Annotated in this window: 25 protein-coding genes; 12 read left to right on the forward strand and 13 right to left on the reverse strand. The window is 43.5% G+C overall.

Annotated elements, in window-relative coordinates; genetic code table 11:
* Nucleotides 1-6 precede the first annotated feature (6 nt).
* The 3 genes from DUN60_RS04185 to DUN60_RS04195 all read left to right on the forward strand — a co-directional run bounded on the left by DUN60_RS04185 (nucleotide 7) and on the right by DUN60_RS04195 (nucleotide 3463).
* On the forward strand, nucleotides 7-1623 hold the full coding sequence (locus tag DUN60_RS04185; RefSeq protein WP_054546635.1) for a methyl-accepting chemotaxis protein: 1617 nt from the start codon (nucleotides 7-9) through the stop codon (nucleotides 1621-1623).
* A gap of 179 nt (nucleotides 1624-1802) precedes the next feature.
* Nucleotides 1803-2501 (forward strand): TIGR01621 family pseudouridine synthase, encoded by a 699-nt coding sequence (locus tag DUN60_RS04190; protein ID WP_114633246.1) that lies wholly within the window; start codon nucleotides 1803-1805, stop codon nucleotides 2499-2501.
* Nucleotides 2502-2509: 8 nt separating this feature from the next.
* Entirely contained in the window at nucleotides 2510-3463 is a 954-nt protein-coding gene (locus DUN60_RS04195) for a class I SAM-dependent methyltransferase (protein WP_114633247.1), read from the forward strand.
* 76 nt (nucleotides 3464-3539) lie between these two features.
* Here DUN60_RS04195 and DUN60_RS04200 read toward each other — a convergent pair whose 3' ends face one another.
* The 5 genes from DUN60_RS04200 to DUN60_RS04220 all read right to left on the reverse strand — a co-directional run bounded on the left by DUN60_RS04200 (nucleotide 3540) and on the right by DUN60_RS04220 (nucleotide 8477).
* Entirely contained in the window at nucleotides 3540-4157 is a 618-nt protein-coding gene (locus DUN60_RS04200; protein WP_114633248.1) for a CDP-alcohol phosphatidyltransferase family protein, read from the reverse strand.
* Nucleotides 4147-4797 (reverse strand): ATP-binding cassette domain-containing protein, encoded by a 651-nt coding sequence (locus DUN60_RS04205; RefSeq protein WP_114633249.1) that lies wholly within the window; start codon nucleotides 4795-4797, stop codon nucleotides 4147-4149. Before DUN60_RS04205 ends, DUN60_RS04200 begins: the two co-directional genes overlap by 11 nt.
* A complete protein-coding gene (locus DUN60_RS04210) occupies nucleotides 4763-6463 on the reverse strand; it encodes an ABC transporter permease (protein ID WP_114633250.1) in 1701 nt (566 codons plus the stop codon). Before DUN60_RS04210 ends, DUN60_RS04205 begins: the two co-directional genes overlap by 35 nt.
* 5 nt (nucleotides 6464-6468) lie before the next feature.
* A complete protein-coding gene (locus tag DUN60_RS04215; RefSeq protein WP_065205520.1) occupies nucleotides 6469-7635 on the reverse strand; it encodes an ABC transporter substrate-binding protein in 1167 nt (388 codons plus the stop codon).
* A 395-nt stretch (nucleotides 7636-8030) separates the two neighbouring features.
* Nucleotides 8031-8477 carry an META domain-containing protein gene (locus tag DUN60_RS04220; protein WP_029224504.1) on the reverse strand — a complete coding sequence of 149 codons (447 nt, stop codon included), beginning with the start codon at nucleotides 8475-8477 and terminating at the stop codon, nucleotides 8031-8033.
* 187 nt (nucleotides 8478-8664) lie between these two features.
* Here DUN60_RS04220 and DUN60_RS04225 point away from each other — a divergent pair, with 187 nt between their 5' ends.
* Together DUN60_RS04225 and DUN60_RS24525 are read left to right on the forward strand one after the other, a co-directional pair.
* Nucleotides 8665-8928, forward strand: a complete 264-nt coding sequence (locus DUN60_RS04225) for a DUF1289 domain-containing protein (RefSeq protein ID WP_017079017.1) — start codon at nucleotides 8665-8667, stop codon at nucleotides 8926-8928.
* Nucleotides 8929-9037: 109 nt separating this feature from the next.
* Nucleotides 9038-9205: a hypothetical protein gene (locus DUN60_RS24525; RefSeq protein ID WP_017079018.1), complete on the forward strand. Its 168-nt coding sequence runs from the start codon at nucleotides 9038-9040 to the stop codon at nucleotides 9203-9205.
* Nucleotides 9206-9279: 74 nt separating this feature from the next.
* On the opposite strand, the gene DUN60_RS04230 is transcribed toward DUN60_RS24525, so the two are convergent.
* From DUN60_RS04230 to DUN60_RS04240, 3 genes are all read right to left on the reverse strand, one after another.
* Nucleotides 9280-9582 carry a thiamine-binding protein gene (locus DUN60_RS04230; protein ID WP_017065764.1) on the reverse strand — a complete coding sequence of 101 codons (303 nt, stop codon included), beginning with the start codon at nucleotides 9580-9582 and terminating at the stop codon, nucleotides 9280-9282.
* Between the two features lie 142 nt (nucleotides 9583-9724).
* Nucleotides 9725-9946: a hypothetical protein gene (locus DUN60_RS04235; RefSeq protein WP_004734659.1), complete on the reverse strand. Its 222-nt coding sequence runs from the start codon at nucleotides 9944-9946 to the stop codon at nucleotides 9725-9727.
* Between the two features lie 267 nt (nucleotides 9947-10213).
* The gene (locus DUN60_RS04240; protein ID WP_054546630.1) at nucleotides 10214-11452 is read right to left on the reverse strand and encodes a DEAD/DEAH box helicase; all 1239 of its coding nucleotides are present in this window, start codon (nucleotides 11450-11452) and stop codon (nucleotides 10214-10216) included.
* 259 nt (nucleotides 11453-11711) lie between these two features.
* Here DUN60_RS04240 and DUN60_RS04245 point away from each other — a divergent pair, with 259 nt between their 5' ends.
* Complete coding sequence (locus DUN60_RS04245; protein WP_114633251.1) at nucleotides 11712-12338, forward strand: LysE family translocator; 627 nt, start codon at nucleotides 11712-11714, stop codon at nucleotides 12336-12338.
* Nucleotides 12339-12556: 218 nt separating this feature from the next.
* A complete protein-coding gene (locus DUN60_RS04250) occupies nucleotides 12557-12913 on the forward strand; it encodes a hypothetical protein (protein WP_054546628.1) in 357 nt (118 codons plus the stop codon).
* A gap of 151 nt (nucleotides 12914-13064) precedes the next feature.
* Here DUN60_RS04250 and DUN60_RS04255 read toward each other — a convergent pair whose 3' ends face one another.
* Together DUN60_RS04255 and DUN60_RS04260 are read right to left on the reverse strand one after the other, a co-directional pair.
* The gene (locus tag DUN60_RS04255) at nucleotides 13065-14189 is read right to left on the reverse strand and encodes a M14 family metallopeptidase (protein ID WP_114633252.1); all 1125 of its coding nucleotides are present in this window, start codon (nucleotides 14187-14189) and stop codon (nucleotides 13065-13067) included.
* 137 nt (nucleotides 14190-14326) lie between these two features.
* Nucleotides 14327-14602, reverse strand: coding sequence for a nitrogenase-stabilizing/protective protein NifW (locus DUN60_RS04260; RefSeq protein ID WP_114633253.1), 276 nt, complete (start codon nucleotides 14600-14602; stop codon nucleotides 14327-14329).
* Nucleotides 14603-14774: 172 nt separating this feature from the next.
* Here DUN60_RS04260 and DUN60_RS04265 point away from each other — a divergent pair, with 172 nt between their 5' ends.
* A complete protein-coding gene (locus tag DUN60_RS04265) occupies nucleotides 14775-14987 on the forward strand; it encodes a TIGR02450 family Trp-rich protein (protein ID WP_017093192.1) in 213 nt (70 codons plus the stop codon).
* A 39-nt stretch (nucleotides 14988-15026) separates the two neighbouring features.
* Here the strand turns inward: DUN60_RS04265 and DUN60_RS04270 are convergent, their stop codons facing one another.
* Nucleotides 15027-15764, reverse strand: a complete 738-nt coding sequence (locus DUN60_RS04270; protein WP_114633254.1) for an HAD-IIB family hydrolase — start codon at nucleotides 15762-15764, stop codon at nucleotides 15027-15029.
* Nucleotides 15765-16509: 745 nt separating this feature from the next.
* On the opposite strand from DUN60_RS04270, the gene proV reads away from it, so the two are divergent.
* Genes proV through proX form a run of 3 tightly spaced genes read left to right on the forward strand, consistent with a single transcriptional unit; the run spans nucleotide 16510 to nucleotide 19795 of the window.
* Nucleotides 16510-17697 carry a glycine betaine/L-proline ABC transporter ATP-binding protein ProV gene (gene proV, locus DUN60_RS04275; protein ID WP_114633255.1) on the forward strand — a complete coding sequence of 396 codons (1188 nt, stop codon included), beginning with the start codon at nucleotides 16510-16512 and terminating at the stop codon, nucleotides 17695-17697.
* Between the two features lie 3 nt (nucleotides 17698-17700).
* Complete coding sequence (proW, locus tag DUN60_RS04280; protein ID WP_114633256.1) at nucleotides 17701-18795, forward strand: glycine betaine/L-proline ABC transporter permease ProW; 1095 nt, start codon at nucleotides 17701-17703, stop codon at nucleotides 18793-18795.
* Nucleotides 18788-19795 (forward strand): glycine betaine/L-proline ABC transporter substrate-binding protein ProX, encoded by a 1008-nt coding sequence (gene proX, locus DUN60_RS04285; protein ID WP_004734648.1) that lies wholly within the window; start codon nucleotides 18788-18790, stop codon nucleotides 19793-19795. The genes proW and proX overlap by 8 nt, the downstream gene beginning before the upstream one ends.
* 225 nt (nucleotides 19796-20020) lie before the next feature.
* On the opposite strand, the gene DUN60_RS04290 is transcribed toward proX, so the two are convergent.
* Nucleotides 20021-20395: a YybH family protein gene (locus DUN60_RS04290; protein WP_029222090.1), complete on the reverse strand. Its 375-nt coding sequence runs from the start codon at nucleotides 20393-20395 to the stop codon at nucleotides 20021-20023.
* A 141-nt stretch (nucleotides 20396-20536) separates the two neighbouring features.
* Between DUN60_RS04290 and DUN60_RS04295 the strand changes: the two genes are divergently transcribed.
* On the forward strand, nucleotides 20537-21403 hold the full coding sequence (locus DUN60_RS04295) for a LysR family transcriptional regulator (RefSeq protein ID WP_114633257.1): 867 nt from the start codon (nucleotides 20537-20539) through the stop codon (nucleotides 21401-21403).
* A gap of 28 nt (nucleotides 21404-21431) precedes the next feature.
* On the opposite strand, the gene DUN60_RS04300 is transcribed toward DUN60_RS04295, so the two are convergent.
* Entirely contained in the window at nucleotides 21432-23291 is a 1860-nt protein-coding gene (locus DUN60_RS04300) for a helix-turn-helix domain-containing protein (RefSeq protein WP_114633258.1), read from the reverse strand.
* Nucleotides 23292-23566 lie beyond the last annotated feature (275 nt).

Here is a 23566-nt window from a genome sequence, read left to right on the forward strand (position 1 = left end):
TGTTGTGTGAAATTGTCAGTTAGGAAGAAGTTGTATGCTGGGTTTGGCTCTATATTGGCGGTGCTTGTCACGTTAGTCGGTATTGTATGGATAGAAGTTATTGGAGCTCACAAGAGCGCTGATGAAATTAGGATGGATGATGTTCCGGGAACGGTGACCTACCTTGTATTGATAGATGAGGCTGGGGATGTTTATCGCGATGCACTTGGTGCGATTACTCAGGCCGACAATGCGCTTAATGATTATCGAACCAACAAGAATGAATTTGCTCAGGCTATTAAAGAAGCAAAACGTTTAGAGAGTCGAGGTTCAGAAGACCATCGCCGTATTGAGCGAATTGAAGACCTGATGGGGCGCTTTACTCAAGAGTTTGAATCTAAGCTTGTACCTATGATCAACGACGAGTCTGCGCTGTTATCGAATATCCAGCAGCTTCGCTCCTTATATGAGAGCAATCTAATCCCGGTTGAAAACTTACTGGATCAAGCGTCTGCAAGTGAGCGTGCCGATACAGAACAATCGCTGCTTGTATTAACCGATTCGTTTACCACCATCGAACGCACTATCATGGTGTTGTCTGCCATTGCGATTGTGTTTGGTTGTGTGATTGCGTATGTATTGTCTAGCTCTATTACTAACCGTCTAACTCGTGTTGAACAAGTTGCGCGACGCGTGGCAAATGGCGACCTTACCGCTGGAGATATTGTTGATAATTCTGGCGATGAACTGGCCGATCTTGCTACGTCGATTAACCAAATGCAGAAATCTTTGGTCAACCTATTAGGTTCAATTTCTTCTGTGACGAACCAAGTTCAATCGGTGACAGGTGAGCTATCATCAATCAGTCAAGACATCGTTTCTGGTGCCTCTGCACAAGCTGATAAAGCTAACCTGATTGCGACTGCCGCAGAAGAGCTAAGCTTGACCATTTCTGAAGTCGCGCAACAAGGTACTTCTACTTATGAAGAGGCGCGTCGCTCAGAAACGTCAGCAGAAGATGGCCGTAACGTGATTGTTGAAATGGTGGCAAGTATCCAACAAGTGTCGACTCAAATGAGCGACATGTCGGTACAAATGAATACGCTAGGTTCACATGGCGAACAGATTGGCAGTGTTATTAAGGTAATCGAAGACATCGCTGGACAAACCAACCTACTGGCGCTGAATGCTGCGATTGAAGCGGCACGTGCTGGTGAGTTTGGACGTGGCTTTGCGGTGGTTGCAGATGAAGTACGAGCACTGGCAGAGAGAACGACCAAAGCGACTCAAGAAGTGTCTGGTATCATTCAGTCGATTCAATCTGGTACGCAAGAAGCGGTGACTTACACTCAAGATAACTGTCGTTTAGTTGAGATTGGTGTAGAGCAAAGCTCTGGCGCAGTTTCGGCGCTAGAAGCGATTGTAAGTGGTGCTGGCAATGTACAAAGCATGGTCAACTCTATCGCTACTGCGGCAGAAGAACAGACAGCGGTGACCAAAGAAATTGCAGCGGATATTACGGCGATCAGTGATATTTCTGAGCAGTCTTTGCAATTAGCGACTCGCAGCTCTGAAAATACCTCAGGCTTGAACGCTAAAGTTGCTGAGCTAGAAGCATTAGTCGGTAAGTTCAAACTAGCGTAGGGCGGGTGGCTTTGTTCTATTTTCCGAATGCTAATCGAGTAAAGACCAAGCACTGATCGCTACTTGCTGAAAAGAAGCCCAATGATTCAATATTTATTGAGTGAGTTGGGCTTTTTCGTAGCTGGAATCTGGGTTCAGACACGGTATACTCCACGTTCTACAATGGAGCTAGCCTTTAAATGTTCGACATTCTTCTGAACCACTCTGATTTTTTACTCATAAACAAACATCCTGGCGTCAGCGTCCATAAAGACGATGGCGATGCCATATTGTTGCAAGAAGTTGCTAAGGCAATCAAGGAGCCGAAGTTATATCTCGTTCACCGCCTCGATAAAATGACCTCAGGTATTCTACTGCTGGCAAAAAATGCTTCGGCAGCAAGTGAGCTTTCACAGCTGTTCGCAAAGCGTGAAGTCGAGAAGTACTACCTTGCGATTGGTTCGAAGAAGCCTAAGAAAAAGCAGGGGCTGATTTCAGGAGATATGGAGCGTTCACGACGCTCGAGCTGGAAGTTACTGACAAGCAAAGAAAACCCAGCGATTACCCAGTTTTTATCTGCAACGGCTGAACCCGGTGAGCGTCTGTTTTTATGTAAACCCTATACGGGACGAACTCACCAGATCCGTGTCGCGATGAAGTCGATCGGCTCAGCCATTGTTGGTGACCCTATTTATAATCCATCGAGTGAGGCGGACAGAGGTTATCTGCATGCCTTCGCGATTCGATTTACCTATCAATCACAAGCCTACGAATATGTCTGCGATCCAAGAAGCCTAAACTCCTTGGGCGAGAAGTGGCATCAAGAGATCGTGTCTAATGGTTTAGACAACTGGCTTGAGCCTTGGTCATTAACTTGGCCAAAGCTAAACACTAAGTGAGTGAAATAATGGAAGCATCAGCTTTACCTCTGTTTTTTAGTCATATTGAACAGCAACTTAATGAAGTGCCGAATGAACTACGCCGTATTTTTCACGGTCGTGGTAAGTTTTGGCCAGGCTTAGATCAACTAACATGTGATTGGGTTGATGGGCAGTTATTGGTTAACGTATTCAAAGAAGTGGATGACGAATTCTTATCATCTCTTAAAGCTGGATTGGTTGATCTGACTAATAAAGACATCTGGCAAGCAAAGCAGGGCACCAGTATTGTTCTGCAACATCGTTATGCCGATGGTGCGCCTTCAGAAGTTTTATGGGGCGAACTTAATGACTCACCCGTCGTGGTTGAGCACGGTCTTAAGTACCAACTAGACATTGGCCGTAATCAGAATTTTGGCTTGTTCCTAGATATGCGTAATGGTCGCCAGTGGGTACAAGACAATGCTAAGGATAAGAATGTCCTTAACCTGTTCGCATACACTTGTGGTTTCTCAGTAGCGGCTATAGCTGGTGGCGCTCGCCAATGTATGAACGTAGATATGTCACGCGGATCGCTAAACAAAGGCCGTGATAACCACCGTTTGAATGAGCACGACATGCGCTCGGTTAACTTCCTTGGCTACGATATCTTTAAGTCGTGGGGAAAAATCAAAAAGGGTGGCCCTTACGAGTTGGTTATCATCGACCCGCCTTCGTTCCAAAAAGGCAGCTTTGCTTTAACTAAAGATTACAAAAAGATCTTGCGTCGCTTGCCTGATCTTCTAACAGAAGGCGGAGAAGTGATTGCTTGTGTTAACTCACCAGCAGTATCGCCAAACTTCCTAATTGAGACGATGGCAGAAGAAGCGCCTAGTGTTGAGTTTATCGAACGTTTAGACAACCCACCTGAGTTTGTCGATGTCGATCTTGATTCAAGTCTAAAGGTATTGAGATTTCAAATTAAAGCCTCTGCCGATGCTTAATTGAATTTCAGAATCAGCTAAAAAACGCCGCTCATATGAGCGGCGTTTTTGTTTATGAGGAATGCAGAAATTCACACTAGTTGTTTTGATTCTTGAGTGTCTGAAACCCAAAATAAATACGCATAAACGTAGTCAGCCAACAAGCTGCACCAAAGGTATAAGCGATAACCGCAAAGTGTTGAGGCCAAATACAGAAAGCAATGAAACAAGCGATGGTTTCTGTGCCTTCGGTTAGTCCAGACATGTAATAGAGAGACTTATGTTTATAGACTGGGTTTTCAATGCCTCGCTTACCAGCCATAACCGCAAACGCTAGAAAGCTGCTGCCTGTGCCGATAAAAGAGAAAATCAAAAATGCACCGGCAATGGCGTTGTGTTCTGGGTTGGCGATAACAAAGCCAAAAGGGATTAACGAGTAGAAAAGAAAATCGAGGCTGATGTCTAGGAAACCGCCCGCATCACTAATGCCTTGGATTCGAGCTAAGGCTCCATCAAGCCCGTCACAAACCCTGTTAAATACAATAAACCCCAACGCCCATTCGTATTGTTGAAATGCCAATGCTGGAAACGCTAAACATCCCACCACAAATCCGAATAACGTGGTTTGATTGGCCGTGATATCAAATTGGTTCAGTAACTTAGCCGACTGATTTAATGGCCACTTAATGACCTTAATAGAGTACTTATCCAGCATGGTTACTTCTCCATGGCCAAGACAGAACTTTTGCCCCTTGAGGCACATCGGTTTGGTCGTGCGTCACCATTAATGTCGGAATATTCGCTTTAGTGAGTTGCTCAAATACCCAGTCGCGAAACTGGGCTCTGAGTTCTTGGTCGAGCTTACTAAACGGCTCATCAAGCAACGCCAATTTCGGTTTCGCCAATAGCATACGAGTTAAGCTAATTCTCGCTCGCTGGCCGCCAGATATTTGGTCGGGAAATGACTCAGCCAAGCGGGTCAGTTCAATGTCTTTTAACGCTTCCATTGCTTGTTGTTGGCGATCTGACCCCTTAACCGAGTTTGGTAACGAAAAGGCCAAGTTCTCCCATACTTTTAGGTGTGGAAACAACAAGTCATCTTGAAACAGAATGCCGACTTCACGCTGATGTGATGGGATCTCGTCTAGCTGAATATCGTTCAAAATAACGGTGCCAGAGTATGAGAACTCGTCATTCAGGTGACCCGCGATGGCATCTAACAACGTCGATTTTCCGCAGCCGCTTGGGCCCATCAGTGCCAATATTTGGCCTGATTCTAATGTTACGTTTAGCGCTGAAAACAGCGATTCGCCACCGTTTTTATTGATGGCGAGGTCGTTGAGGTGCAGACTCATTAGTAAGAAAACCTTTAAAAGTAAGACGGCGATATCTAAGTTGAAGTCGGCTGACTAATATCGCTAAAGAGAAAAAGAACAGAGGCAACAAGGCCTGCCAAATGGCATAAATTGCGGTTACTCTGCGGTCGAAGCCACTGGTTAGGGCGACGGCTTCTGTGGTGATGGTGCTAATACGACCAGCACCGAGCATCAATGTCGGCAAGTACTGAGCCAAACTCACACTGATCCCAACCGCCCAAGCGAAGGCGATGGCAGGAAGCAAAATGGGCAGTTTGATCGAATACCAACTCTGAAAGGGCGATTTACCTAGGCTAAGCGAGGCTTTAATCAACCCATCATTGAAGCTTTTCCACGGGCCGTCCAAAGACAGATACACAAACGGGAAAGCAAAGAAAACATGCGCCCAAATCACCCAGAACTCATAGGTACTGCTGCCAACGTAGAGGGTTGTGACCTGCATACCAAACAACACCGAGAGTTGAGGTATCAGCATTGGGACTGCGATAATAAAGCCTGGGACTTGCCACTTGTATTTGATTCTGTATTCGTGAGCAATCAGCGCAAGCAACAAAGCGATTGAAGCAGCAATCAGACCAATCCATAAGCTTTGACCAACGGTGCTCATGATGCCATCCCACTCGAATTCCCAGAAGCGCATGCTGTAGCGGCTAGGCAGTAAATCAGGGAAGCGCCAGCGCTGAGCAAAACTCCAGATAATCATCAAAGGAATGATCATCAGTGACATAGCTGCAAGAGCTGTGAATACGGTTTTCCCCGGTAAGTTAGCCCCTGTTCTTCCTGAATACTGCCACGTTCGAAAATATTTAAGAATTGCCCATTCAACTAATCGCGCCAAGGCGATGATCAACGAAGCCAAGCCAAACAAAACGATCGCACCAGCAGCAGCTCGAGGAAGTAGGTTAAGATCTGGATCGTTGAACCATTGCCACACTAAAACGGCAAAAGTCGGCGGGTTGGTTGGGCCAATGATCAGAGCAATATCGACAACCGAGACGCTATAGGCGAGCACAGCCAGCATTGGGAAGCGAAGCTTAGTAAACCATTGCGGGAAAATACACTTCCACCAGATCTGAGCGCGGCTGTAACCGAGTGATGCACTCACCTTAGTGATACGTTCTACATCGATTTGTTGAAGTATCGATATGCTCATCAGCAACAAGAAAGGAACTTCTTTGAGTGCGAGCATAATGATTAGGCCAAACGCGTAAGGATCTTTGATCAGCAAAGCCAATTCAGAGCTTGTAGCCGATTCACCAAGTAAGTGGTGTACGGCTCTTGCTCCAAGGCCTGTTGGGCTAAACAAAAAAGCAAAGCCGATAGCGAAAGCCACATGCGGAATGGCAAGCATTGGAGATAGCGTTAGCTCAATCTTTCTCCAAAACTTGTTTCCCCAAGAGGCTTGAAGAATACAAAAGGTCAAGAAGCAGGCTATATAGCTGCTTGCAATTGCCGAACCTAGGCTTAAGCCAATAGAGTGCCAAGCCCCTTCCCATTGAAAGACTTGGCTAAACCCGTTGAGTGTTGGCTCCTCTAAACCTAGGGGCGGGATGAAACTCAGTGACGAAGCCACGACTCCCGCTACCCCAGGAATGGTTGGGATAATGCACACAGCTATAACAACAAAATATAGAGCGCGAAGCATGGAGGTTAGTTACCGTATCGCTTAAGCCACTCTTTTTCGAGCGCGTTTTGCCAACTAGGATGCGGTTCATCAATCGATTTAAATTGCTGAGTATTTTTAGCACTGCCGGTTAAGTACTTACTGCTCAATACAGAAGGGTCACCCCAAACATTGAGGTCACCTTTGCGAGATTGTGCTTCTGGGCTCAACAAGAAGTTGATGGTCACTTGAGCACCCGCGGTTGCATTGGCATTCCAAGGAATCGCAAGGAAGTGAATGTTAGACAGAGCGCCGCTTTCTAACGCATAAGCCTTGGTGGTTTCCGCTAGGCGGCCACTTGATTGTGCTGAATATACAGAGTTTGGATTGAACGTAATCGCGAGGTCGAGCTGTCCGTCATCCAGAAGTTGAATGCTTTCAGATGTACCTGCAGGAAATTGCTTTCCGCCTCTCCATGCCACTTTATGGAATTTATCTAAGTAAGCCCACAGTGGTTCCGTCACTTCTTGGAAGGTATCTTCTGAAACGGGTTTAGCAAGCGCAGGACTGTTGTTTGTTAGCTCAATCAGTAGAGACTTAATGAAGCTCGTACCGTGAAACTCTGGTGGGCGCGGGTAGCTTAAGCGATTCGGGAAAGCCTGAGCGTAGCTCAACATCTCTGAAAACGATTGTGGCGGATTGTGCAGTGTTTCTTGGTCGTGGATGAAGACAAGTTGCCCAACGCCCCAAGGTGCCTCCAAGCCTTCTGTTGGCTCCGAGAAATCGACATCGATCGGCAAAGACTTATCCACGTACTGCCAGTTTGGAAGTGTTTGAGTGAATGGTCCAAACAACAAGGCATTTTCTTTCATTGAACGGAAATTCTCGCCGTTAATCCAGACGATATCGACACTGCCTTCAGTGTTCTTTCCTGCCGCCTTTTCTGCGAGTAAGCGAGTGGTAGTTTCTGCAATATCGGTTACTTTCACATGTTTTAAGGTAACACCGTACTCACTTTGTAATTTCTTGCCCGCCCACTGTAGGTAACGATTGATTTCTTGGCTACCGCCCCAAGCGTGAAAGTAGACAGTTTGTCCCTCTGCCTGCTGTTCGATTTGGTTCCAGTTATTGGTTGATGTTGCTTCATCAGCATAAATGGTTGCGCTGTATGCAACGGTTGCCATGATTCCTAACGTACTTACTATCTTGTTCATAAACTTTTCCATTTGGTAGTGAACGGGTAAGAGCATTGTTATTTAGAACTCCCTAACAGTTATTCTATCTGTTTCTAAAATAATTTCTAATTCAACAGTAAATTCAATCAATTACTTGAGAACAAGCAGGGAGGGCGTGCTGGTCTTTTTGGTTAAACTTTGTTCGATATGCGATCGTCTCGAAAGCTCGACAGACTCTAGGCTCTTACCATCCTAGCAATAGACCGATAAACCAGTGAATTTATTGCATCTAAATGAGAGATATTTGAGGTTTATTGGAGGTTGGTACGAAAAGTAGGCGATGAGTGTTAATTTTGAAGGTGTTGTGAGGGTAAGCAGGCAATAAAAAAGGAGCCATGAAGGCTCCTTTAATCAATATCTATTTCGAGAACGGATTAGTTTACCCAATCACGAATTGTGTACGTTAGCGTGTGTACATCGTTTTTCAGTACTAGCGTATCGTTTGTTAGGGTTACGTCGCTCCACTCGCTTAGAGTAGCTGAAACCGATTGTTCGATTTCCATTGCTGAACCGTGACACATTTTCATTGTCATGCCCATTTGCTTGATACGGAATTGACCGTCTTTCAGCTCGCCTTGACCGAAGAAGTTGTTACAACCAGCCATGCCGTTTGCAGTCATCTTTTCGCCGATCTCTAGACGAGGAGCTGCTTGGTCTTCGCTTTTCGCAATGTCCTTGCCATCAATTTGCGCAAGTTCCCAATTATGGTGCTGTAGATCGGTTGGTGTTACTTGCATCGCGTTGTCACCTGTTGTTGTGCATGCTGCTAGCATCATAGGTAAAGCGGCTACTGCTAGTAATTTTTTTGAACTAAACTTCATATTATAAGGCTCCAAAGGAAAGAACGAAGTTACCGAATAAGTGTAACTTGATGGGTTCAAAGTATAGTTTACAAAACACTATATGTGTCAGTATAAGGTCATAGTTTAGTATGAATTTCACGAACTGGGCGACAAATTAATCGCTTATTTTTTAATTAGTAAGCTCGATTTTGATGTGTAAGGAGGCATGGTGGAGCAGTTAGAGTTTTTCCAGGTTCCAAGCCCTTGCGTTGGGGTTTGCTCAAGCGATGATAAAGGCTATTGCAATGGTTGTATGCGCAAAAGAGAAGAGCGCTTTAATTGGATGTCGATGACTCCGTCAGAACAATTGCACGTGATTAAGCTTTGTCGTCAGCGCTATCGAAGGAAGATAATGAAGCAAAAAAACTTGGTTGGTAAGTCGGTCGACGAAGAGGGAAATACAAGTCCCCAAAGAGATCTTTTCGGTTAAAGAGGAAGTATCAAGATTTTATTTAACTCCGAAGTAACTATTACTTTACATAATGGTTGGGGTGTAATATTAAGGTAGGTACCTTTGTACCAGAAGGAGTGATGTCGGTATGAATAAAAAGAACGTAAAACTCAAAAAAGAACCGGTTAAAGCGCTGGATCGAAAAAACATTGGGGCGAAAAATGACCCTGAAGAGAGCCCGCGTGATTGGCATTCGATGTCAGAAGAAGAACGAATGGAAATCCTTTCTCACCTTTCAGACATGCCTTTTCAATAACATCACTGGTTCTTCAGAGTCTTTCTTAAAACCCTGTTTTCTTAAATAAACAGCTTTCTGAAATAAACATATTATTAAACAAACATGTGATTCGCTTTCGTTACACCACGATGGTATGTACAAAATGTATCATCGGCCTCGGTGGTTTTACTATGAATCTTAATGTTAGTTATCACTTCTACAGCCCCTGCATCGTAACAAGCTTGCTCTGCCTTTTTAACGATATCGAGTAATTGATTGAGTTCACCTTTCATTGTGGTTTCCATCGCACCAACTTGAAAAGGCACATCGGCTGCTTTCACAACTTCAATGGCTTTATCAACTACTTCGAAGTTGTTGCCTTCTTTAACGCGAGGGATCACTTGGAAGGCAACCATCACTTCTTTTTCTCTTTTTAACTCAGACACTTTCTGCTTACTCAATGATAGGGATTTGTTGCAGATGATAGGTTAATGCGGAGATAAATTCTACAACGGTTACGCTGCTTTATTTATGACACGAGTGACTGGAGATATCGGACTACTTGCTACCCCAGTGGTCGCTAACCCAACCACCAATATGCTCATCAAAATGACTACCACTGAACCTCTGGTTGCGTTCCACCGAGGTATCACAGTCGTCTTTGTTGTCGATTAGGTTTTGTATGTAGTTTGCCATTGGGTCATTGGAACTCTGACGATCTCGGCGAGTAGCCACTTCCTTAATCAGTTGTAATCGATATGTAGAGCTTGCACGTTTCATTTCAATGACCTCCCGGTTTTTAGACACTAATAGAAAAATCTAGTTGCCAGATATAGGGGCGTCAACGTGATCAGAAAGTATTTTTTTTGAGCAACCAAGAATCAATACCTTGGCATCATAATTCACAAAAGTGTCATTTAAATTGGCATTTTGTCTGAGTCGATAGGTTGTGATTTTACATCTGATTGCATATAAAAAGCCCAGTACAAACTGGGCCAATCGATTTTCTATGGTTATTTTGAAGAGCTGGTTATTTTGAATAACTGGTTATTTCGAAGAACTTGGCTTGCTCTTAAATTGCTTAGCACTTTTCTTCTTTGCGGTTCTTCGGTTAGCCATTTTGTCTTTAGGTGGACGTTTGCGAGCTGTCGCTTCAGATGCAGGTTTGTCTGTAACAGGGAAACCTTCTAATGCTTGTAGCACAAGAGGCTTATTGGTCAGAGTACGAATCGCATTCAGGTAGTCAGTTTCGCTATGGCTAACCAGAGAGATAGCGCAACCAGTGCTCCCTGCTCTTGCTGTGCGACCAACTCGGTGTACGTAAGTTGCGGAGTGTGTCGGTAAATCAAAGTTAATCACGACAGGCAGCTGATCAATATGGATGCCGCGAGCCATCACATCAGTCGCGATAAGCACACGGGTCTCGCCATTTTTGAAACTCTCTAATGCTTGCTCTCGTTCTTCTTGGCTCTTATTTCCGTGTAACGCACTCACATTGATTTTAGATTTATTCAATCGCTTGGTTAATGCGTCGGCATTGTCTTTCGCACCAATGAACACCAATACTTGCGGCCATGTGTGTTGGTTGAGTAGTGCGATGAGCGCTTGAGCCTTACTGCCTTTGTTCACTAAATACAGAGTTTCTTCAATAGTCGCGACCACGCTGTTTTCTTGGTGTGTCGTGACTTTAACTGGATTTGAAAGAAGCTCTTCAGCTTGCCCCACTAATTCGGGCGGAAGTGTCGCAGAGAACAACAGTGACTGACGTTTGCTTGGTAGTGCTGCGGTAATTGCTTGAATATCTGGCCAAAAGCCCATGTCGATTAGGCGATCGGCTTCATCAAGAACCAATGATGAACACTGAGCGACATCCAGTTCACCACTTTTGATTAAAGCAAGTAGACGCCCCGGAGTAGCGATTGCTAATTGTGGTTGGGTTAGTAATTGTTGCTGCTGATCATCAGTATTCACGCCACCGGTTAAGGTTACAAATTTGATATCGAGCGCTGTCGCCACCGGCTCTAAAGATTCAGTCACTTGAGATGCGAGTTCACGTGTCGGGACGATGATAAGCGCTTGAAGTCCATTCACATCATGGATGATGTTGTTCAGCAAGGGTAAGCCGAACGCCAATGTTTTTCCGCTACCCGTTTGAGCCAACGCAAGTACGTCTTTACCCGCAATAATTGATGGAATTACCGCTTGTTGTATCTCAGTCGGTTTGTCGAATTGAGAAGGGATCGCTGTGACGGTTTTTGCGTTAAGGGTGAGGTTATCAAATGACATAAATGAACCAAGTATCAAAAGGGAGGTGGAGTCTAACAGGGCTATAAATGTTAGAGAATGAGTTTTGCAGCGTTACAGGATAAACAGGTGAATTATACACGTTAATTTTATGCGTTACCCATATAAGCGAACTAAGACAAGCGAACTGAGCATAAGCTAATTAAGCGTTTGGTATATTGTAATGGTGTTGAATGGACGTACAATACCCGCCCTAAAACGATCGAGAATGATTAGGAAGCGATAAGGAAATGAAAGCGAAATGAGTTGGGAAAGTATCTGGCTGTTTATTGTCATCGTGTTTTTTATTGCCATTATTCCAGGCCCAAATGCTCTGTTGGTATTGAGCACGGCTTTAACCCAAAGAAAGCTGTTTGCGTTTGTTAACGTGTTGGGTGTGTCATGCGGGTTCTTGTTTCATGCGTTTGTTTCTGCGAATGGCATGAGCTTACTGTTATCTCAGACTCCAATGGCCTTTGAGGGATTGAAGTGGGCGGGTGTCTTGTACTTAGTCTGGCTTGGTTATAATCACTTTCGAGCGGCACTGCGAGCTCAAGAGGGTGTGCTTGCTATAGTGAGCGCATCGGGCAGTAAGCTTTATAACCAGTTTTTCAAAGGACTCTTCACTAACCTACTTAACCCTAAAATCGTTCTATTCTACCTTTCGATATTCCCTCAGTTTGTTTCTAAGGATCACATTGTGTCCGACAGTTTAATGCTGGGCGCGATACAGGCGACAGTGGTTGCTACATGGTTTTTGGTTGTCATTTTGATGGCTGATACGTTTAAGAAATTATTGACGAAAAAGCGCACGTCTCAATGGATGAACATTGTGTGCGGGTTGTTGTTTGTTGGCTTCAGTATTCAGTTGGCGCTGTTTCAGCTTTAGGGTTCATAGTTAATAATCGACCCCCTAGCATCTACGACTCATATCTCACTTTTTACTGAATACTCAACAATCCTTGTTTCTGTGCATAAATCTCTAAAGCATTAGCTCGTAAAGTCGATATAATGGTCAGATATCAATTCAGTGAATGTGTTCGTTCGAAATCCAATTGAAGCTAAAGGCTATTGCTTGACCGAATAAACAGAGACAGGGAGTCACAGATGAGTGAAGAGTCATTCACCCAGAAACGCAAATATTACCGCTTGAAGTACCCAAAAAAGGCACGTCCAGTGATGCGAATTAAGGATGAGCTTTTTCATGTCAGCGAAGTGTCTGAAAAGGGTGTGCGCTTGATGATGCGTAACATCATTCCTGTTTATCGAGGCTTCTCAATGGCGGGCAGTTTAAGACTGCACGATAACAACACCATTGATATTAGTGGTGCAGTGCTGCGACAAGAAGGCGACGAAGTGATCGTTCAGTTGTTAGAAGGACCAAGCTTCAAAGATATGGTGTCAGAACAAAGACACATTAGACAAAGATACCCAGTATTTTTTGCTAGCCTCAGAGTGGCATAAAAAGCTTTTAAAGTTAGATGCCTTAAAGCCCAAGTCATTCAGATCCGATATTAAAAAGCCCAGCACTTTCACAAGTGCTGGGCTTTGCTATATATGCAAGCAAACTAACTATACGGACAAACTAAGGCGCTTAGCCTGTCCATGGTTCGTTTTATAGCTCGTCTACTGTTGCCCAAACCGCTGCTAGCATGTCGTGACCAAATGCAACACTGCGCTCTGGAGACCAGCCGTAAAGTTCGTCAGCGTGGCTGATGTGATCTTTAAACGGCATCTCGACAGTGTAAGCCAGACATTTGAACTGCTCACCGATCCAGTTTGTGCCGACGGTCATATTTGCTTTGCCCGGTTCGTCTTTATCGTAACCAAATTCATCTTGGAATTCTGGTGTGATAGTCAGAAGCGCTTGCTTGAAGTGGTTCTCCAGTTTTGCAATGCGCTCGTTGTATGAAGGTGTGCCTTCGCTACCTGCAACAAAGTTATACGGGATCGCTTCATCACCGTGAATGTCTAGGCACAGATCAACGCCAGTTTCTAGCATGCGCTCGCGCACAAGGAAAACTTCAGGACTGCGCTCTAGAGAAGGTGATTGCCATTCGCGGTTAAGGTTTACACCAATCGCATTAGTGCGCAGGTGACCACGGATGCTGCCATCTGGGTTCATGTTCGGTACAACGCGGAACACAACGCTGTCTAGAAGAGAGCGACCGACTGTGTCTGTCTCATCAAGCAGGCGTTGCAGCAGACCTTCGATTAGCCATTCAGCCATAGTCTCGCCTGGGTGTTGGCGACCAATAACCCAGATGTTTTTCTTATCTTCACTTGGCTCACCAATGGTTAGCAAGGTGATGTCGTTGTTGTCTAGCGTGTGACCTAGAGTTTCAAGCTTACAAGCCGGGTGCGTTTGAGCACTGTGCAGAAGATCTTGGTGACGATCGTATGAGTACGGTGCGAAGTACGCGAAGTACATTGAATCGTGTTCAGGGATGATATCAAAGCTTAATGTATCGCCATCGAACTGAGATGGAATACGGAACCACTCTTCACGGTCATAAGATGCTACAACATCATAATCTTTCCAACCATCAGGGTAAGCAGATGTTGCCAATTGGCCGATTTCAAAGTGGTGAGCTTGTTGAGCTTCGCTTTCTAAACGGAAGTGAAACCACTGAGAGATTTCAGTCTGGTTGTCTGCTGGGATAGTCAGTTGAATATTTTGTGGTGAATCTGCTGAAACGACGTGAATGTTGCCGCTTTCGAAATTGCTGAAAATTTTCATTGTAGTTTTTATCTCGTAGTTGAGTTGCCGTAAGACTAGCACACTTTTTTTCGAGCAAACCACTAACTAAATCGTAATGAGATGTTATTTCAATTCTCAATTTTTTGTTATCTACGTTTAAGCTTTCTGATTTTGAACTAGCGGCGTTGGCAAGTCGTACAACCACGACAAGCAGAACGTGTGTAACGATCCAGCTTACTGCGTTGAACCTTACAGTACGCGTTTTTCAGTGCTCTTCTTCCAGAAAACCAATCATCGGGTTTGGACAGGATCAGATAACCATTAAAGCGCTTCACAAGCTCTATTCTATTTTGGTCGATAAACTTGCTATCAAAGCCAATTTCAAAGTAATCAAGCGCTTGTTCGATGGCGGTGAAACGCGCTATTTTTTGCTGGAATTCTGTTTGGTTCATGGGGATTCGTCTCTGAACTGGTGGCAGCTATTGTACCGAGTCTACGACTTGTTTTATTGACTTTAGTTATGCTTATCTGGATTTTAGTCGTGGGCTTTTTCAACTTTAAATGATCTTTTTAACTCTTTGAAGCTTATAGATAAAACATCAATAAACTGTGCAGGAAAGAATCATGAATCGAATTAACCCAAAGAAACTGCTCCGCAGTAAATGGACTGCGGTTAGCCCAGTCAAGAAAGAAAAGCACTTTATGGTCACTGAGGTCGAGTTCGAAGAAGGGGAGGTGATTCGTTGCTTGATAGAAGCAGTGATGACCAAACGAGAGGAAGCCATTAATTGGCGAGATCTAACCGACAAGGAGCATTGGCTTCCAGGTTGGAAGTAAGGACGTGAAGTAACGAAGAGTATCTCAACTACGCCCGTTTTAACTGCCCGCTACCGTTTGCGATTGCCAGTATTTGAGTCCTTCTAAAACACCTTCAGCGTGTGTTGCTCTGCTAGTGTACACGTTGTCTCGATCAGACAAATGAGCGACCTCAGGATAATGGTTAGCCACTAATATTGAGTTTACGCCCTTTATCGTCAGCATAGAGGTGTCGTTGGCAGAGTCACCGGCAACGCACACTTCTTCAACGCTCAACTCATGTTGTTTAAGTAGATGATGAATCGCTGTGGCCTTATTGACACCTTTAGGCGTGATATCTAGGTACCAATCGTGAGAGTAAGTGAGGTGTACATCTATCCCGTGTAATTCTAAGCTCGATTCGATCAGTTCATGCTGAGGCTCTGAGAGCTTTCCTTCAAAAGTGATCTTGTAATCACCCTGATGGCTCTCTAAGCGTTCGCCCATGAAATCGAGTGGCGCCAGTGCTGACTCTACCTTTGATTTGTTCCAAGAAGCTTCTAATTGGTTGTGCCAAATATGATCAGGCTTTTGGGAGTGAACGTGATGAATTCTGGTGCCCACATCGCTGATAATACTGTGTGGTTTCGGGTAGTTATCTGATGCCAAACCCACCCGGATTGAGGGCAGAGTTCTACCCGTCGCGATGATAAAGCGGATATCAGGTTGCTCCGCTAAGTAGTCAAATAACTGATTAACCCCATGAGATGAACCCCCATCAAGCGTACCGTCAAAGTCACACACCAGCATTTTTATCATTCGAGCGCCTTGTCCTTTTCTTTAATAATCGCGGAAAGTATGTCGATTTCTTCTATAAATAATGGCTCAGCAATGAGGACTCTACAAGTTGTCTTTCGGCTTAGATAATCGACACTCATTAGTTTGCAGTAAGCATCACACTTGGCGTTATGTTTTGGATACTGAAGATAATTCTATCAATTTGACCAGTGCCAAACTTGGTTTATTCCATCGGCTATTTCTATTTTCATATAGTGACTTTCTGGCCCTCTATTGGTTTAAATGAGCGGTTGTAAATACCTCTGCGTTCTTGCCGAAGCTATACCGATCTTCTTGTTACATCGATAAAGAAGAAGGGGGGAGGTTTTGCTCTCCGTAAAGCGCAAATTTCCAGTTTTTAGATATCGTTAAAACTACAATAAATAGTTTGTATTCGAATTATTTGTGCACGAAGTATTTGTGTTGAATCCTAGTCTGTTTCACCCATTAATTGTTTTAATGTGAAATAAATATTCAATAATCTATCAGTAAGTAATAGATAATCTCGAACGCATTTATATCGTTTTAATATCCTTTATTATCAGTGTTTTGGTGGTTTTTGCCTGAATGTTAAAACTTGATTTTGGTTGGCGAAATGATTGTTTTTGATAAGGGTTACCGAACGCAACCCCTTGATTTACAGCTCTACATTGCTTAGAGTGCTAATCGTTTTTCGAGCTTAAATAACCATTTTTAAGTTAAAATAGCTAAGAAAGGATTAGATTATATGGATCCCATACTGGAAGTTAAGGGACTGTACAAGGTGTTTGGTGAAGATACCGACCGTGCTTTTTCGATGATTAATGAAGGCGCGGATAAAGACAAAATTTTTGAAGAAACAGGGTTAACGATCGGTGTTAACGATGTTTCTCTTAGTATTCAAGAAGGCGAGATTTTCGTGATTATGGGATTGTCAGGATCTGGCAAATCAACCCTAGTACGCCTTCTTAACCGCTTAATCGAACCTACCAAAGGTAATGTGCTTCTTCGAGGCAAAGACATTGCCCACATCTCAGAAGATGAACTACGCGAAGTCCGCCGCAACAACATCTCCATGGTTTTCCAAAATTTCGCACTGATGCCGCATATGACAGTTATCGAAAATGCTGCATTTGGCCTTGAGCTGGCAGGTGTTGAAGTAGATAAACGAAAACAGTCAGCATTTGAAGCGTTAGAGCGCGTAGGCCTTGGCGCATACTCAGAATCGTACCCAGATGAATTGTCTGGCGGTATGAAACAACGTGTTGGTCTAGCGCGAGCCTTGGCATGTGACCCAGATATCCTGTTAATGGACGAGGCGTTCTCGGCACTCGATCCTTTGATTCGTACTGAAATGCAAGATGAACTGATTCGTCTTCAAAATGACGATAAACGAACGATTGTATTCATCTCCCATGATTTGGATGAAGCGATGAGAATCGGTGACCGTATTGCCATTATGCAAAACGGTGAAGTGGTTCAAGTGGGCACACCAGACGAAATTCTTAACAACCCAGCGAACGACTATGTCGAAGCCTTTTTCCGTGGTGTAAATGTCGCAAGCGTACTTACTGTGAAAGACATTGCGCGTAAGAAACCGGCTGCGGTATTTAAAAAGTCAGAACACGACGGCCCAGCTTCCGCTCTGCAAATCCTAATGGATAACGACCGTGAATACGGCATCGTTGTTGAGAAGAGCAGCCTTTACTCCGGCATTGTTTCTATTGACTCTCTTCGCAAAGCTCACAAAGAGAACAAATCATTAGTGAGCGCGCAGATCGATGATGGATTAACGCTGAACCCTGATTTACCAATCAATGACGTGCTTGGCCTTGTTGGTGGTGTGCCTTACTCAGTTCCTGTTGTGGATGAGCAAGGTAATTACTTTGGCGTGGTAACTAAGTCACGTTTGCTACAAACATTGGATAAGGGGTAGATCATGTCGTCTGAACAAACAAATAATGACCCATGGTCACAGCCTGCTCCTGCCGCTCAGCCATCAAGTGATCCTTGGGGTCAAGCCGCTGACACTTCACCATCGGCAGATTGGCTAAGCAGTGAAACCGTAGAAACCATTCCTTTTGATCCTCTTAATCCTTTTGCAGAAGCCGTTCTGCCTGTTGATACTTGGGTTGAGTCTGGATTGAATTGGCTAGTTGAACACGGACGACCATTGTTTCAAGCAATTCGTGTACCTATCGATTTCATTCTAAGTTCATTTGAAACGGCATTGGTGTCTACGCCAGCCCCATTTATGCTCATCATTTTGTTCTTGGTGGCATGGCAGTTTTCAAACCTGAAACTGGGTGTTGCTACGGCAGTATCTCTTACTATGATTGGTTTGATTGGCGCTTGGTCTGAAGCGATGACCACGCTTTCACTGGTGATGACATCTGTATTCTTCTGCCTGTTGATCGGTTTACCTATGGGGATATGGCTCGCCCGAAGTAACACGGCGGCTAAATTCGTTCGCCCAATTCTGGACGCTATGCAAACAACACCAGCCTTCGTTTACTTAGTACCCATCGTAATGTTGTTTGGTATCGGTAACGTTCCAGGTGTGGTGGTGACCATTATATTCGCACTGCCACCGGTGGTACGTTTAACCATTCTGGGTATTCAGCAAGTACCGGAAGATTTGATCGAAGCGGGTCATTCATTCGGTGCAAGCAAAAAGCAGATGCTTTACCGAATTCAACTGCCACTTGCATTACCAACCATTATGGCGGGCGTGAACCAAACACTGATGTTGTCGCTATCTATGGTGGTTATCGCATCAATGATCGCGGTAGGTGGTTTAGGGCAAATGGTACTGAGAGGTATCGGCCGTCTAGATATGGGACTGGCCGCTGTTGGTGGTCTCGGCATCGTTATTCTAGCAATCCTGCTTGACCGCATTACCCAAGTTCTCGGGGTAAATGCAGGTAATACAAAATTACGCTGGTACCACATGGGCCCTGTTTCTCTTGTGCTCAATGCGATAAATCGCGGTAACAAATCAGAACTACAATTAAGGAAAAACACCAATGAATAATTCATGGAAGAGCAAACTTGCAGTTAGCATCGTTTCTACATTAGCAGTATCAACGAACGTGTGGGCAGCAAGCTTACCGGGTGAAGGTGTATCAGTTCAGCCAGTTCAATCGTCTGTAGCGGAAGAAACATTCCAAACGTTGATTGTTAACCGCGCTCTTGAAGAGCTTGGCTACGACGTGAAATCTACGCAAGAAGTGGATTACAACGTAGGTTACACCTCTATCGCAAAAGGTGACGCGACGTTCCTAACCGTAGGTTGGTTCCCGCTTCATGCTGATAAATACAAAATGGCGGGCGGCGATGATAAATTCTACCGTGAAGGCCAATATGTAAGCGGTGCCGCTCAAGGTTACCTAATTGATAAGAAAACGGCTGAGAAATACAACATCACTAACATTGGTCAACTGACGGATCCAAAAATCGCGAAGCTGTTTGATGCTGACGGTGATGGCAAAGCAGACCTTACAGGCTGTAACCCAGGTTGGGGTTGTGAGATGGTGATTGAACATCAACTTTCAGCGTTCAAACTGGACGATACGGTGACTCACAACCAAGGTAACTATGCGGCGATCATCGCAGATACGATTTCTCGTTACCAAAAGGGTGAATCAATCCTTTATTACACGTGGACACCTTACTGGGTAAGTGGCGTATTGGTGCCTAACGAAGATGTAGTTTGGTTAGAAGTACCTTTCTCAGCACTTCCTGGCGAGCGTTCGAACGTGGATACGACGTTATCTAACGGCAAAAACTACGGCTTCGAAATGAACTCAATGCGCATTATTGCGAACAAAGAGTTTGCTAAGAACAACCCATCAGCAGCGAAGCTTTTCGAGATCATCAAACTTAACATCAATGATGTAAGTGCTCAGAACATGATGATGAGTAAAGGCAAGAACAGCTCTGCAGATATCGAAGCGCACGTAAACGGTTGGATCAAAGCGAACCAAAGCACGTTCGATGGTTGGATTACAGAAGCGAAGAAAGCAGCACTGTAACTTTGACTTGTATTTGCTCTGTCTTACCAGACATTTTGATTTGAAATGATGAGCGTGTTGAGTGATTGTGTAGAGTCACTGAATCACCTTCAAATCAAGTGAAAAGGCGACAGAGTCAAACATTAAAAGGCCAGCAGTCCAATTTGGATTGCTGGCTTTTTGTTTTCTGTTTCTGTTTCTATTTTTGAGCTTTGAGCTTTGAGCTTTGAGCTTTTAATTACAGCTCTAGCGTTCGCCTTGAACTTCAAAATCATCGCTGACTAAACGAGCGCAACCATCCGCTTCTAGTGCCCAGTGCTCACGATGTACAACACCAAACGCTTTGTTCATTGTCCAGCTGGCCGTCAGAATGTAGCCGCCTTCTGGGTGCTCTTCCCATTTAACATCGGTGTAATCAACGTCTTTGAAGCCTTGGTCGATGATATTTTGCCAAAACGCTTGAATCGCTTCACGACCTTCAAAAGTACCAAATGGACGCGCTTCCATTACACAGCTTTCAGTATATTGATCGGCACAACCTTTTGCATCTTGGCTGTTGAAAGCTTTTTGCCACGCGTTAATGCCTTGCTTACATGCTTCTAAAATCTGGTTGTCTAACATTGTCTTTCTCCATAACAGTCTTGTTTCGAGCACTGTCTTTTTGATTTGCTATCTCGATAAGTTGAATTGAGTTTAGTCTTGGAAATTGATTTGAAAAACAGAGATAATAGAAAATACTGTTTGTAAAAAGAGAACAATAAGATGAGTAAGTTAAAGCAGATGTCGATTTTCGCTCATATCGTAGAGCAGGGTTCAGTATCAGCTGCGGCTGAAAAGCTTGAGCTGTCTAAATCTGTCGTCAGTCAGCACCTCAAGATTCTAGAACAAGAGCTAGGCGCCTCACTCCTTAAACGCACAACACGAAGACAAACTCTGACAAGCATGGGTGAGCGCTTTTATTTGAGTTGCAAAGACATCAACGTGATTGCTGACTCGGCGTGGGATATGGCAAAAGCCGAATTAGAAGAGCCACAAGGTAGGATTCGTATCACGGCTCCGAACGCGTTGATGGATTTATTGGTCGCGCCCGTTGTTGCGGAACTGATGAAGCAATACCCCAAGCTAAAGCCAGAACTGATCAGCGATGATCAGCACTTAGATTTCATGGAACACGATATTGATCTCGCGGTACGTGTGGGAAGCTCGCGTGATAGTAATCTTAAGCAGAAACGCTTAGGTGAGTTTAAAGACGTGTTGTGTGGTGTTGAAAGCATGCGAGATAGAGAGCTTGAATCTATTCCTTATATTGCAAACTCTTGGCAGGGAAAACAGGTGACTCATCATTTTAGTTCTCAAAATGAGCAAGACTTTGTTTATCAACAACAAGCAAGCTGCACCACGAACTCTTTTCACAGTTGTCTTGCTTTGATCAAATCTGGCGTTGGTATCGGGGCTATTCCAGACTTTTACCTTCATCAGCTATCCGGCGAGGTGGTCGACATGATGCCAGCATTCCAACTACCGACCAACACGGTTTATGCGCTAAACCCATTCGCTTCAAATACGCCAATCGCTATCAAGCTGTGTATCCAAGCGTTGGAAGAGAAGCTTAAGAAGAATTTAGTATAAGATTCCTATAGTTAGTAAAATCTGGTGCTTAACCATATTTATTAATGAATGCGATAACATTCTTGTTACTCAGTAATTCAATCTTGTCGATAGTAAGTACGCAATAGCGGTAGTTTTTGTTTTTGAAGGTGATGTTCGACTTTTGTCCTGTTGGTTCTGAAAACTTATATATTTCAAATCCGATGTTCTTCATAAGTTCCAATGCACTTGGGTTCTTTATGATCATGGAATACTTTTTAATCTTAGTATTTCTTGCAAGAAGCTTCATATCGGAAATTAGGTTCGCAATAGATTGTTCGCGCTTCTCAGAGTGACCGCTAACCACAATGTAATTTAAGTTATGATTAGAATCTAAAGAGCAGGCTTGCTTAATATGTAGATGCTTATTTTGGTATTGCTCGAATACCTCTTCGTTGAAGAAAAAACCTAGGCTATGACTAACAATATCGCCATTAACATCGACCATTTTTCTGCCATGCGCCTTTTTTTCACTGCAATAGAGAAACAGATCGATAGTATCAAGGGCTGAAGGATCCATCTTTGTATATTGCGAAATCAGCTTTATTCTATCTATTACTGCTTTGTCATTCTGATCTGTCATCAATGGCATGATCTGACAGTCGCAGCCTTCTTCTATCTCCCCTTTAGTGATAGATGATATTCGGCTTTGAAACGAAAAGAACCTCTCACGAAGGAAGTCTTCAAGTAGTGCACTGTCTTCGTTATCTTCTGAATCAAAGGATTTCAACGTTATATACAAGTCCAGACCAAGGCAGTCCAATAGCTTTAGGGCTTTGTAATTACTTGGCTTTACTTTGCTATTTTCCCATCGATTTATCGTTACGACATCTACAGAACTGAACTCATCATCTAAGTGATTAATGTATGCCGCAAAATCCTTTTGCGTTAACTTCAATTTTTTGCGCGCTTCGCGTAGTAATTGCGGAAATTTCATCATGGTAGAATATTCATCTTTGATTAGTGACATTACATTCCGATTAGTCAGATAGTCTATTTTGTCAATCGTTAATATACAGTAGCTATAATGTTTATTTTTGAATGTGATATTACATTTTTTAGCAGAAGGTTCTGAAAATTTAAATACTTCAAACCCCACGCCCTTCAAGAGTTTCATCATGTTGGGGTCTTTTACTAAAACAGAGTATCTTTTTATATTTTCATTCTGAGAAAGTAACTGTATATCTGAAACTATATGCTCAATAACATGATATTTTGTCTCTGAGTGTGAGCTTATATTAAAATAATTTATGCTTTTGCTTGAATTTAAAGAGCAAGCAATTCTTAGATCTAGCTCTTGAGTCTTTAAATTATCGAATTGATGCTCTTCAAAGAAAAAGCCTACGTTGTGACTCACAATGTCGCCATCTGTATTGATCAGCTTGTGACCATGTGCTTTTTTCTCACAGTAATAGAGATATAAATCAATTTGGTCCAGTGGCGAAATATCGACTTTTGTGAATTTAGAAAGTAGTTTGATTCTGTCGATAACGCCAGTGTCACACGGCTCTGACATTAAAGGTAGTGACTTAAAGTTGCGTTCGCCTTGTTGTTGATTCAGGCCTGATAGAGCTGAAATTCTACTTTGAAATGAGCCATAGGATTCGTTTAAAAACAGTTCGATTAGTGTGTCTTTTTGTTCGGACTTAAAGCTCTTTATTGTCTCAAACAAATCTCCGCCAAGGTACTGTAAGATCTTGAGTGCTTTGTATGTACTAGGTTTTACCTTACTGTTTTCCCAACGATTTATCGTTACGACGTCAACCGCATTAAACTCATCGTCCAGCTGATTTAAGTAGGTTGCAAACTCTGTTTGTGTAAATTGAAGTTCCTTTCTGAAGTTACGTAACAACTGTGAAAACTCACTCATTAAAACATTAACCTTCTGATAATTAACTCAATGTCTTGATTCTAATTTAGACATCAGACTCTCTATTTAACATCTTCAGTAATTTGTTTTTTACGGATGTTAATTGTTCGGATTATTTGAACTGTATGTTGCGCATGTCCCTAATAGGCTAAGTGCCAAATTGGTGACGTCAAATCTATGGCTTTTTGCCTAGACACTTGTCAATCTACTGTGAAGTGCGCGTTAATGTTCAGATACAATCTTGCCTTTTTCTTATCCATTCTGCTGTTTCCATT

The sequence above is a fragment of the Vibrio splendidus genome, from assembly GCF_003345295.1.
In the GTDB taxonomy this organism is placed as follows: Bacteria; Pseudomonadota; Gammaproteobacteria; order Enterobacterales; family Vibrionaceae; genus Vibrio; species Vibrio splendidus_K.